Annotated in this window: 7 protein-coding genes; all 7 read left to right on the top strand. The window is 66.5% G+C overall.

Annotated elements, in window-relative coordinates:
* The first annotated feature begins 71 nt into the window (after positions 1-71).
* The 7 genes from rplL (at position 72) to fusA (ending at position 12,595) form a co-directional block, all read left to right on the top strand.
* On the top strand, positions 72-458 hold the full coding sequence (gene rplL, locus KBY32_RS10005) for a 50S ribosomal protein L7/L12 (protein WP_107096774.1): 387 nt from the start codon (positions 72-74) through the stop codon (positions 456-458).
* Between the two features lie 554 nt (positions 459-1,012).
* Positions 1,013-4,498, top strand: a complete 3,486-nt coding sequence (gene rpoB, locus KBY32_RS10000; protein ID WP_210979649.1) for a DNA-directed RNA polymerase subunit beta — start codon at positions 1,013-1,015, stop codon at positions 4,496-4,498.
* A 98-nt stretch (positions 4,499-4,596) separates the two neighbouring features.
* Entirely contained in the window at positions 4,597-8,496 is a 3,900-nt protein-coding gene (locus KBY32_RS09995) for a DNA-directed RNA polymerase subunit beta' (protein ID WP_115507722.1), read from the top strand.
* Positions 8,497-8,684: 188 nt separating this feature from the next.
* A complete protein-coding gene (locus KBY32_RS09990) occupies positions 8,685-9,263 on the top strand; it encodes a DUF1707 and DUF4190 domain-containing protein (RefSeq protein ID WP_079033675.1) in 579 nt (192 codons plus the stop codon).
* Between the two features lie 321 nt (positions 9,264-9,584).
* On the top strand, positions 9,585-9,956 hold the full coding sequence (rpsL, locus tag KBY32_RS09985; RefSeq protein WP_003948652.1) for a 30S ribosomal protein S12: 372 nt from the start codon (positions 9,585-9,587) through the stop codon (positions 9,954-9,956).
* A gap of 2 nt (positions 9,957-9,958) precedes the next feature.
* Positions 9,959-10,429: a 30S ribosomal protein S7 gene (rpsG, locus tag KBY32_RS09980; RefSeq protein ID WP_003992340.1), complete on the top strand. Its 471-nt coding sequence runs from the start codon at positions 9,959-9,961 to the stop codon at positions 10,427-10,429.
* Between the two features lie 39 nt (positions 10,430-10,468).
* Positions 10,469-12,595, top strand: a complete 2,127-nt coding sequence (gene fusA, locus KBY32_RS09975; RefSeq protein ID WP_055622546.1) for an elongation factor G — start codon at positions 10,469-10,471, stop codon at positions 12,593-12,595.
* The last annotated feature ends 112 nt before the right edge of the window (positions 12,596-12,707 follow it).

Raw genomic sequence — 12,707 nt, 5'->3', positions numbered from 1 at the left:
TCGTAGCGGGCCAACGTACGCCCGCCAGCACATGTACATCCGGCACCTGCCGAATTAGTGGAAGGAAAGCCATCGTGGCTCTCACCCAGGACGAACTGCTCGCCGAGTTCGAGGGCATGACCCTCATCCAGCTCTCCGAGTTCGTGAAGGCGTTCGAGGAGAAGTTCGACGTCACCGCCGCTGCCGCGGCCGTCGCCGTCGCCGGTCCCGCGCAGGGTGGCCCGGCCGCCCCCGCCGAGGAGGAGAAGGACGAGTTCGACGTCATCCTCACCGGCGCCGGCGACAAGAAGATCCAGGTCATCAAGGTCGTGCGTGAGCTGACCTCCCTCGGCCTGAAGGAGGCCAAGGACCTGGTCGACGGTGCGCCGAAGCCGGTTCTGGAGAAGGTCAACAAGGAGGCCGCTGACAAGGCCAAGGAGTCCCTCGAGGGCGCCGGCGCCTCCGTCGAGGTCAAGTAAGACCTTCACGAACGCAGCGGCCCGCTAGGGCTGTAACGCGGACGTACCGAGGAGCGATCATCCATTCGGGTGGTCGCTCTTCGGCGTATCCGGGGTGTGGCCGCGGTTGCCTTGCGTCGCGTTCGTCGGGGGGTATGGTGATCTTCGTCGTGTCCCTGGTCGGCCCGGGGTTCGGGTATGAGGGCCTTGACGAACCGCACGCAGCGCGCAATTCTCAGGACGCGTCGTCACAAGGATCCGAATCCGAGGCATGGATCGGCGACGAAGAGGGCAGTATCAACGTGCGTTGAAGGCAGGCATGGCGCAGGCGTTGAGAACAATGAGGGTCTCTGAAAACCGGGACTGGACATCAGTGTGCCTAGTGGCTACACTGACCCTTTGCGCTGCCTGTTAGCTGTCCCCTGCCCGTCACCAGGGGTCTGCCCTCGCCTCAGTATCGCCGACCGGACATCTCCGACCTGGCCCAAGAGCCGGATCGGACGACGTCTGTCCCGATGTGGGAGTGAGGGGCCGGTACGCGCGTAGTGAGTCCGAGCCCTCGGAAGGACCCCCTCTTGGCCGCCTCGCGCAACGCCTCGACCGCGAATACGAACAACGGCGCCAGCACCGCCCCGCTGCGCATCTCTTTTGCAAAGATCAAGGAGCCCCTCGAGGTTCCGAACCTGCTCGCGCTGCAGACCGAGAGCTTCGACTGGCTGCTCGGCAACACCGCCTGGCAGAGTCGGGTCGAGGCGGCTCTGGAGTCCGGTCAGGACGTCCCCACCAAGTCCGGCCTCGAGGAGATCTTCGAGGAGATCTCCCCGATCGAGGACTTCTCCGGGTCGATGTCGCTGACGTTCCGCGACCACCGTTTCGAGCCCCCGAAGAACAGCATCGACGAGTGCAAGGAGCGCGACTTCACGTACGCGGCCCCGCTCTTCGTCACCGCCGAGTTCACGAACAACGAGACCGGCGAGATCAAGTCCCAGACGGTCTTCATGGGCGACTTCCCGCTCATGACCAACAAGGGCACCTTCGTCATCAACGGCACCGAGCGTGTCGTGGTGTCGCAGCTCGTCCGCTCGCCGGGCGTCTACTTCGACTCCTCCATCGACAAGACGTCCGACAAGGACATCTTCTCCGCCAAGATCATCCCGTCCCGGGGTGCCTGGCTGGAGATGGAGATCGACAAGCGCGACATGGTCGGTGTGCGCATCGACCGCAAGCGCAAGCAGTCCGTCACCGTCCTCCTGAAGGCGCTCGGCTGGACCACCGAGCAGATCCTCGAGGAGTTCGGCGAGTACGAGTCGATGCGCGCCACCCTGGAGAAGGACCACACCCAGGGCCAGGACGACGCGCTGCTCGACATCTACCGCAAGCTGCGTCCGGGCGAGCCGCCGACCCGTGAGGCCGCGCAGACGCTGCTCGAGAACCTCTACTTCAACCCCAAGCGCTACGACCTGGCCAAGGTCGGCCGCTACAAGGTCAACAAGAAGCTGGGTGCGGACGCTCCGCTGGACGCGGGCATCCTGACCGTCGAGGACATCATCTCGACGATCAAGTACCTGGTGAAGCTGCACGCGGGCGAGACCGAGACGGTCGGCGACAGCGGTCAGAGCATCGTCGTCGAGACCGACGACATCGACCACTTCGGCAACCGTCGTCTGCGCAGCGTCGGCGAGCTCATCCAGAACCAGGTCCGTACGGGTCTGGCTCGTATGGAGCGCGTCGTGCGTGAGCGCATGACCACCCAGGACGTCGAGGCGATCACGCCGCAGACCCTGATCAACATCCGGCCGGTCGTCGCCTCCATCAAGGAGTTCTTCGGCACCAGCCAGCTGTCACAGTTCATGGACCAGAACAACCCGCTGTCCGGGCTGACGCACAAGCGTCGTCTGTCCGCGCTCGGCCCGGGTGGTCTGTCCCGTGAGCGGGCCGGCTTCGAGGTCCGTGACGTCCACCCGTCGCACTACGGCCGCATGTGCCCGATCGAGACGCCGGAAGGCCCGAACATCGGTCTGATCGGCTCGCTCGCCTCGTACGGCCGGGTCAACGCGTTCGGCTTCGTCGAGACCCCGTACCGCAAGGTCATCGACGGCCAGGTCACCGACGAGGTCGACTACCTGACGGCCGACGAGGAGGACCGCTTCGTCATCGCGCAGGCCAACGCGCCGCTGACGGACGACCTCCGCTTCGAGGAGGCCCGCGTCCTGGTCCGCCGCCGTGGCGGCGAGGTCGACTACGTCGGCGGCGAGGACGTCGACTACATGGACGTCTCCCCGCGCCAGATGGTGTCGGTCGCGACCGCCATGATCCCGTTCCTCGAGCACGACGACGCCAACCGTGCCCTCATGGGCGCGAACATGATGCGCCAGGCCGTTCCGCTCATCAAGGCGGAGGCCCCGCTCGTCGGCACCGGCATGGAGTACCGCTCCGCGGTCGACGCCGGCGACGTCGTCAAGGCCGAGAAGGCCGGTGTGGTCCAGGAGGTCTCCGCGGACTACATCACCACCGCCAACGACGACGGCACGTACATCACGTACCGCCTGGCCAAGTTCGCCCGCTCCAACCAGGGCACCTCGGTCAACCAGAAGGTCATTGTCCACGAGGGCGACCGGATCGTCGAGGGCCAGGTCCTGGCCGACGGCCCGGCCACCGAGAACGGCGAGATGGCCCTCGGCAAGAACCTGCTCGTGGCGTTCATGCCGTGGGAGGGTCACAACTACGAGGACGCGATCATCCTGTCGCAGCGCCTCGTGCAGGACGACGTCCTCTCCTCGATCCACATCGAGGAGCACGAGGTCGACGCCCGTGACACCAAGCTCGGCCCCGAGGAGATCACCCGGGACATCCCGAACGTCTCCGAGGAGGTCCTCGCCGACCTCGACGAGCGCGGCATCATCCGCATCGGGGCCGAGGTCGTCGCCGGCGACATCCTGGTCGGCAAGGTCACGCCCAAGGGCGAGACCGAGCTGACCCCGGAGGAGCGCCTGCTGCGCGCCATCTTCGGCGAGAAGGCCCGTGAGGTCCGTGACACCTCGCTGAAGGTGCCGCACGGCGAGATCGGCAAGGTCATCGGTGTGCGCGTCTTCGACCGCGAGGAGGGCGACGAGCTTCCCCCCGGTGTGAACCAGCTGGTGCGCGTCTACGTCGCGCAGAAGCGCAAGATCACCGACGGTGACAAGCTCGCCGGCCGTCACGGCAACAAGGGCGTCATCTCCAAGATCCTGCCGATCGAGGACATGCCGTTCCTGGAGGACGGCACCCCGGTCGACATCATCCTCAACCCGCTGGGTGTGCCGTCCCGAATGAACCCGGGACAGGTCCTGGAGATCCACCTCGGCTGGCTCGCCAGCCGCGGCTGGGACGTCTCGGGCCTCGCCGAGGACTGGGCGCAGCGCCTGCAGGTCATCGGCGCCGACCAGGTCGCCCCGGGCACGAACGTCGCGACCCCCGTCTTCGACGGTGCGCGCGAGGACGAGCTCGCGGGTCTGCTCCAGCACACCATCCCGAACCGGGACGGCGAGCGCATGGTGCAGCCGACCGGTAAGGCGAGGCTGTTCGACGGCCGCTCCGGTGAGCCGTTCCCGGACCCGATCTCCATCGGGTACATGTACATCCTCAAGCTGCACCACCTGGTCGACGACAAGCTGCACGCCCGTTCGACCGGTCCGTACTCGATGATCACCCAGCAGCCGCTGGGTGGTAAGGCCCAGTTCGGTGGCCAGCGGTTCGGTGAGATGGAGGTGTGGGCCCTCGAGGCCTACGGCGCCGCGTACGCCCTCCAGGAGCTGCTGACCATCAAGTCCGACGACGTCACCGGCCGCGTGAAGGTCTACGAGGCCATCGTCAAGGGCGAGAACATCCCCGAGCCCGGCATCCCCGAGTCCTTCAAGGTGCTCATCAAGGAGATGCAGTCGCTCTGCCTGAACGTGGAGGTGCTGTCCAGCGACGGTATGTCCATCGAAATGCGTGACACCGACGAGGACGTCTTCCGCGCTGCGGAGGAGCTCGGCATCGACCTGTCCCGGCGCGAGCCGAGCAGCGTCGAAGAGGTCTGACGGGAGTCCGGCGGGGCCCTTACCCACAGGGCCCCGCCGACCCCCAGGCCCCCGTTTCAGACCCCAAGACTTACAACCCTGAGAGGGATTGACGCATAGTGCTCGACGTCAACTTCTTCGATGAGCTCCGGATCGGTCTGGCCACCGCTGACGACATCCGTCAGTGGAGCCACGGCGAGGTCAAGAAGCCCGAGACCATCAACTACCGCACCCTCAAGCCCGAGAAGGACGGACTCTTCTGCGAGAAGATCTTCGGTCCGACCCGGGACTGGGAGTGCTACTGCGGCAAGTACAAGCGTGTCCGCTTCAAGGGCATCATCTGTGAGCGCTGCGGCGTCGAGGTGACCCGCGCCAAGGTGCGCCGCGAGCGGATGGGCCACATCGAGCTGGCCGCTCCCGTCACGCACATCTGGTACTTCAAGGGTGTCCCCTCGCGCCTCGGCTACCTGCTGGACCTGGCGCCCAAGGACCTCGAGAAGGTCATCTACTTCGCGGCGTACATGATCACGTACGTCGACGAGGAGCGCCGTACCCGCGACCTGCCCTCCCTGGAGGCGCACGTCTCGGTCGAGCGCCAGCAGATCGAGAACCGCCGGGACGCCGACCTGGAGGCCCGCGCCAAGAAGCTCGAGACCGACCTGGCCGAGCTGGAGGCCGAGGGCGCCAAGGCCGACGTGCGCCGCAAGGTGCGCGAGGGTGCCGAGCGCGAGATGAAGCAGCTGCGCGACCGTGCGCAGCGCGAGATCGACCGCCTGGACGAGGTGTGGACCCGGTTCAAGAACCTCAAGGTCCAGGACCTCGAGGGCGACGAGCTGCTCTACCGCGAGCTGCGTGACCGCTTCGGCACGTACTTCGACGGCTCGATGGGTGCCGCGGCGCTGCAGAAGCGCCTGGAGTCCTTCGACCTCGAGGAGGAGGCCGAGAAGCTCCGCGAGATCATCCGTACCGGCAAGGGCCAGAAGAAGACCCGTGCGCTCAAGCGCCTGAAGGTCGTCTCCGCGTTCCTGCAGACCAGCAACAGCCCCAAGGGCATGGTGCTCGACTGCGTGCCGGTCATCCCGCCGGACCTGCGTCCGATGGTGCAGCTGGACGGTGGCCGCTTCGCGACCTCCGACCTGAACGACCTGTACCGCCGTGTCATCAACCGCAACAACCGCCTGAAGCGGCTTCTCGACCTCGGCGCGCCCGAGATCATCGTGAACAACGAGAAGCGCATGCTCCAGGAGGCCGTCGACGCGCTGTTCGACAACGGCCGTCGTGGCCGGCCGGTCACCGGTCCCGGTAACCGTCCGCTGAAGTCGCTGTCCGACATGCTCAAGGGCAAGCAGGGCCGCTTCCGTCAGAACCTGCTCGGCAAGCGAGTCGACTACTCGGCGCGTTCCGTCATCGTCGTCGGCCCGCAGCTGAAGCTGCACCAGTGCGGTCTGCCCAAGGCCATGGCGCTGGAGCTCTTCAAGCCGTTCGTGATGAAGCGCCTGGTCGACCTGAACCACGCGCAGAACATCAAGAGCGCCAAGCGCATGGTGGAGCGCGGCCGCACGGTCGTGTACGACGTCCTCGAAGAGGTCATCGCCGAGCACCCGGTTCTGCTGAACCGTGCTCCCACCCTGCACCGCCTCGGCATCCAGGCCTTCGAGCCGCAGCTGGTCGAGGGCAAGGCCATCCAGATCCACCCGCTCGTCTGCACCGCGTTCAACGCGGACTTCGACGGTGACCAGATGGCCGTGCACCTGCCGCTGTCCGCGGAGGCGCAGGCCGAGGCCCGCATCCTGATGCTGTCCTCGAACAACATCCTCAAGCCCGCCGACGGCCGTCCGGTGACGATGCCGACCCAGGACATGGTCCTCGGTCTGTTCTTCCTCACCACCGACGGCGAGATGCGGGACGTGAAGGGCGAGGACCGCTCCTTCTCCTCCGTGGCCGAGGCGATCATGGCCTTCGACGCCGGCGAGCTCTCGCTGCAGTCGAAGATCGACATCCGCTTCCCGGTCGGCACCATCCCGCCGCGCGGCTGGACCCCGCCGGCGCAGGAGGAGGGCGAGCCGGAGTGGCAGCAGGGTGACTCGTTCCGGCTGCGGACGACCCTGGGCCGCGCGCTCTTCAACGAGCTGCTGCCCGAGGACTACCCGTTCGTCGACTACGAGGTCGGTAAGAAGCAGCTCTCGGAGATCGTCAACGACCTCGCCGAGCGCTACCCGAAGGTCATCGTGGCGGCGACGCTCGACAACCTGAAGGCGTCCGGCTTCTACTGGGCGACCCGTTCCGGTGTCACCGTGGCCATCTCCGACGTCGTCGTTCCCGAGGCGAAGAAGGAGATCGTCAAGGGCTACGAGGCACAGGACGAGAAGGTCCAGAAGCAGTACGAGCGCGGTCTGATCACCAAGGACGAGCGCACGCAGGAGCTCATCGCGATCTGGACCAAGGCGACCAACGAGGTCGCCGAGGCGATGAACGACAACTTCCCGAAGACCAACCCGATCTTCATGATGGTGAACTCGGGTGCACGAGGCAACATGATGCAGATGCGTCAGATCGCCGGTATGCGTGGTCTGGTGTCGAACGCGAAGAACGAGACGATCCCGCGTCCGATCAAGGCGTCGTTCCGTGAGGGTCTGTCCGTGCTGGAGTACTTCATCTCCACGCACGGTGCCCGTAAGGGTCTGGCGGACACCGCCCTGCGTACCGCCGACTCGGGTTACCTGACCCGTCGTCTGGTGGACGTCTCGCAGGACGTCATCATCCGCGAGGAGGACTGCGGCACCGAGCGCGGTCTGAAGCTGCGGATCGCCCACCGCGGCGCCGACGGTGTGCTGCGCAAGGCGGACGACGTCGAGACCAGCGTCTACGCCCGCATGCTCGCCGAGGACGTCGTCATCGACGGCAAGGTGATCGCGCCGGCCAACGTGGACCTGGGCGACGTGCTCATCGACCAGCTGGTGCACCACGGTGTCGAGGAGGTCAAGACCCGTTCGATCCTGACCTGCGAGTCCCAGGTCGGCACCTGCGCGATGTGCTACGGCCGCTCGCTGGCCACCGGCAAGCTGGTCGACATCGGTGAGGCGGTCGGCATCATCGCCGCCCAGTCCATCGGTGAGCCCGGTACCCAGCTGACGATGCGTACCTTCCACACCGGTGGTGTGGCCGGTGACGACATCACCCAGGGTCTGCCCCGTGTCGTCGAGCTCTTCGAGGCCCGTACCCCGAAGGGTGTCGCCCCGATCTCCGAGGCCACCGGCCGCGTGCGGATCGAGGAGACCGAGAAGACCAAGAAGATCGTCGTCACCCCGGACGACGGCAGCGACGAGACGGCGTACCCGATCTCGAAGCGCGCCCGTCTCCTGGTGAGCGAGGGCGAGCACGTCGAGGTGGGCCAGAAGCTCACCGTGGGTGCCACCAACCCGCACGACGTGCTGCGCATCCTGGGTCAGCGTGCCGTCCAGGTCCACCTGGTCGGCGAGGTCCAGAAGGTCTACAACTCGCAGGGTGTGTCGATCCACGACAAGCACATCGAGATCATCATCCGGCAGATGCTGCGCCGCGTGACGATCATCGAGTCCGGCGACGCCGAGCTGCTGCCCGGCGAGCTGGTCGAGCGCTCGAAGTTCGAGACCGAGAACCGTCGTGTGGTGCAGGAGGGCGGTCACCCGGCCTCCGGTCGTCCGCAGCTCATGGGTATCACCAAGGCCTCGCTGGCCACGGAGTCCTGGCTGTCGGCGGCGTCCTTCCAGGAGACGACGCGAGTCCTCACGGACGCGGCGATCAACGCCAAGTCCGACTCGCTCATCGGCCTCAAGGAGAACGTCATCATCGGTAAGCTCATCCCGGCCGGTACGGGTCTGTCCCGCTACCGCAACATCCGGGTCGAGCCGACCGAGGAGGCCAAGGCCGCGATGTACTCGGCCGTCGGCTACGACGACATCGACTACTCGCCGTTCGGCACCGGCTCCGGCCAGGCCGTTCCGCTGGAGGACTACGACTACGGTCCGTACAACCAGTAAGCGAGCGATCGTGTGAAGGGCGGTCACCCCTCGGGGTGGCCGCCCTTCGGCGTGTCCGGGGCGGTCCGGGGCCGGCTCGGGGGCCGCTCGGGGGCCGCTCGGGGATCCGTCAGGGTCCGACCCCGATGCCCGAGGCGCCCGTTCGGCGCATGATGGAGGGACTCCGACCGTTACGGGGGAGGTGCTCCATGACTCAGCCGTCGTGGCCGCCGTGGCAGCCCTGGCAGGCGCACGGCCCGCAGCCGTGGCAGAGGGACGCGGGCGGTGTGCCGCAGCCCTGGGCGGGGGCCGCCGCCCCCGCGATGCTCGCCTCGCATGCCGACCGGGAGCGGGCGGTGGACGTCCTCAGAGCCGGGTTCGGGGAGGGGCGCCTGGAGAAGCCCGAGTTCGAGCAGCGGGTCGCGCGGGCCTACGCGGCCCGTACGGTGGGGGAGCTGGCCCTGCTGGTCGCCGATCTGCCCCAGGGGCCGCTGCCGCTGCCGGCGCCCGTCACACCGGTGCCGCGGACCTTCCTGCCCCTCGACCGGCCGCGGACCAACGGCAAGGCGGTAGGTTCGGCCGTCTGCGGGGTGCTCTGCCTGATGAGTTTCGGACTCGCCGGCATACCGGCCGTGGTGCTGGGGCACTCGGCCCGTGCGGAGATACGGCGTACGGGCGAGGGCGGTGACGGGCTCGCGCTCACGGGGCTCGTCCTCGGCTGGCTGTCGAACGCGGCGTGGGCGGCGCTGCTGACGCTGATGATCGTGGCCGCGGCCGTGTCCGCGTGAACGGGGCCGTGACGTGGCCGGATCGACGGAACGAAGATCGACATCGCCGTGTGGTCTTGACATCGGCCGTATGGGGATGCGGGCCGGACCCATTTGTTTTGACCGCAGCGAATGCGATAGGTACGCTCAGACCTTGTGCCTGGGGTGTGCCCTGGCTCTTGTGCGTGCCTTCAGACCGTACAGCGAGCTGTGAGCGGCCACCGTGATCTGTGCTCTTTTCGCCTCGCGGCGGGAGTCCGCCGGATTCGACACACCCGACCGCGTGGGTCGGCGATGTTCCAGGTTAGCTTCACCATTCGGCACACAGAAACCGGAGAAGTAGTGCCTACGATCCAGCAGCTGGTCCGTAAGGGCCGGCAGGACAAGGTCGAGAAGAACAAGACGCCCGCACTCGAGGGTTCCCCTCAGCGTCGTGGCGTCTGCACGCGTGTGTTCACGACCACCCCGAAGAAGCCGAACTCGGCCCTGCGTAAGGTCGCGCGTGTGCGTCTGACCAGCGGGATCGAGGTCACCGCTTACATTCCGGGTGAGGGACACAACCTGCAGGAGCACTCCATCGTGCTCGTGCGCGGCGGCCGTGTGAAGGACCTGCCGGGTGTTCGCTACAAGATCATCCGCGGCTCCCTCGACACCCAGGGTGTCAAGAACCGCAAGCAGGCCCGCAGCCGCTACGGCGCCAAGAAGGAGAAGTAAGAATGCCTCGTAAGGGCCCCGCCCCGAAGCGCCCGGTCATCATCGACCCGGTCTACGGCTCTCCTCTGGTGACCTCCCTGATCAACAAGGTGCTGCTGAACGGCAAGCGCTCCACCGCCGAGCGCATCGTCTACGGTGCCATGGAGGGTCTGCGTGAGAAGACGGGCAACGACCCGATCATCACGCTGAAGCGCGCGCTTGAGAACATCAAGCCGACCCTCGAGGTCAAGTCCCGCCGTGTCGGTGGTGCGACGTACCAGGTTCCGATCGAGGTCAAGCCCGGTCGTGCCAACACGCTCGCGCTGCGCTGGCTGGTCGGTTACTCCCGCGCCCGTCGCGAGAAGACCATGACCGAGCGTCTGCTCAACGAGCTCCTCGACGCGTCGAACGGCCTCGGTGCGGCCGTGAAGAAGCGCGAGGACACCCACAAGATGGCCGAGTCCAACAAGGCCTTCGCGCACTACCGCTGGTAGTCGCAGACCCCATCGAGACCGAGAGAAGACTGAAGCCTTATGGCTACCACTTCACTTGACCTGGCCAGGGTCCGCAATATCGGGATCATGGCCCACATCGACGCGGGCAAGACGACCACCACCGAGCGGATCCTCTTCTACACCGGCGTCAGCTACAAGATCGGTGAAGTCCACGACGGCGCTGCCACCATGGACTGGATGGAGCAGGAGCAGGAGCGTGGCATCACGATCACCTCTGCTGCCACCACCTGTCACTGGCCGCTCGAGGACAACGACTACACGATCAACATCATCGACACCCCGGGTCACGTCGACTTCACGGTCGAGGTGGAGCGTTCGCTCCGCGTGCTCGACGGTGCCGTCACGGTGTTCGACGGTGTCGCCGGTGTCGAGCCGCAGTCCGAGACGGTGTGGCGTCAGGCCGACCGTTACGGCGTGCCGCGCATCTGCTTCGTGAACAAGCTGGACCGCACCGGTGCCGAGTTCCACCGCTGCGTCGACATGATCTCGGACCGCCTTGGTGCGCAGCCGCTGGTCATGCAGCTTCCGATCGGTGCCGAGGCCGACTTCAAGGGCGTCGTGGACCTGGTCCGCATGAAGGCGCTCGTGTGGTCCGCCGAGGCCGCCAAGGGCGAGATGTACGACGTCGTCGACATCCCGGCCACGCACACCGAGGCTGCCGAGGAGTACCGCGGCAAGCTGATCGAGGGCGTCGCCGAGAACGACGAAGAGATCATGGAGCTGTACCTGGAGGGCCAGGAGCCCACCGAGGAGCAGCTGTACGCCGCGATCCGTCGCATCACCATCGCGTCCGGCAAGTCGAGCGACACCACGGTCACCCCGGTGTTCTGCGGCACCGCGTTCAAGAACAAGGGCGTCCAGCCCCTGCTCGACGCGGTCGTGCGCTACCTGCCGACCCCCCTCGACGTCGAGGCCATCGAGGGCCACGACGTCAAGGACCCCGAGGTCGTCGTCAAGCGCAAGCCGTCCGACGAGGAGCCGCTGTCGGCGCTGGCGTTCAAGATCATGAGCGACCCGCACCTCGGCAAGCTCACGTTCGTCCGCGTGTACTCCGGTCGCCTGGAGTCCGGCACCCAGGTGCTGAACTCCGTCAAGGGCAAGAAGGAGCGCATCGGCAAGATCTACCGCATGCACGCGAACAAGCGTGAGGAGATCGAGTCGGTGGGCGCCGGCGACATCGTCGCCGTCATGGGCCTCAAGCAGACCACCACCGGTGAGACGCTGAGCGACGACAAGCAGCCGGTGATCCTGGAGTCCATGGACTTCCCGGCGCCGGTCATCCAGGTCGCCATCGAGCCCAAGTCCAAGGGTGACCAGGAGAAGCTGGGTGTCGCCATCCAGCGTCTCGCGGAGGAGGACCCCTCCTTCCAGGTCCACTCGGACGAGGAGACCGGCCAGACCATCATCGGTGGTATGGGCGAGCTGCACCTCGAGGTGCTGGTCGACCGTATGCGCCGTGAGTTCAAGGTCGAGGCCAACGTCGGCAAGCCGCAGGTCGCGTACCGTGAGACGATCCGCAAGGCCGTCGAGCGCGTCGACTACACGCACAAGAAGCAGACTGGTGGTACCGGCCAGTTCGCCAAGGTGCAGATCGCGATCGAGCCGATCGAGGGCGGCGACGCCTCGTACGAGTTCGTGAACAAGGTCACCGGTGGCCGTATCCCGAAGGAGTACATCCCTTCGGTGGACGCCGGTGCGCAGGAGGCCATGCAGTTCGGCATCCTCGCGGGCTACGAGATGACCGGCGTGCGTGTCACGCTGCTCGACGGTGGCTACCACGAGGTCGACTCCTCCGAGCTCGCGTTCAAGATCGCCGGCTCGCAGGCCTTCAAGGAGGCCGCGCGCAAGGCCAGCCCCGTGCTGCTCGAGCCGATGATGGCCGTCGAGGTCACCACGCCCGAGGACTACATGGGCGAGGTCATCGGTGACATCAACTCCCGCCGTGGCCAGATCCAGGCCATGGAGGAGCGGGCGGGTGCTCGCGTCGTGAAGGGCCTCGTGCCCCTCTCGGAGATGTTCGGTTACGTCGGCGACCTGCGCAGCAAGACGTCCGGCCGGGCCAGCTACTCCATGCAGTTCGACTCCTACGCCGAGGTTCCGCGGAACGTCGCCGAGGAGATCATCGCGAAGGCCAAGGGCGAGTAACGCACCGCGTTCACACGCTTTAGGCTTGACTCCGGAGCCTCAGGGGGCATTCCACCGCAACAGCGGGCGGAATGCCCCGGGGCCCGGGCTTTCCAGCAAAGATCACCTGGCG

Origin of the sequence: Streptomyces sp. RK62 (assembly GCF_018070255.1) — a bacterium.
Lineage (GTDB): Bacteria > Actinomycetota > Actinomycetes > Streptomycetales > Streptomycetaceae > Streptomyces > Streptomyces nigra.
This window is presented reverse-complemented; position numbering and strand designations above follow the sequence as displayed.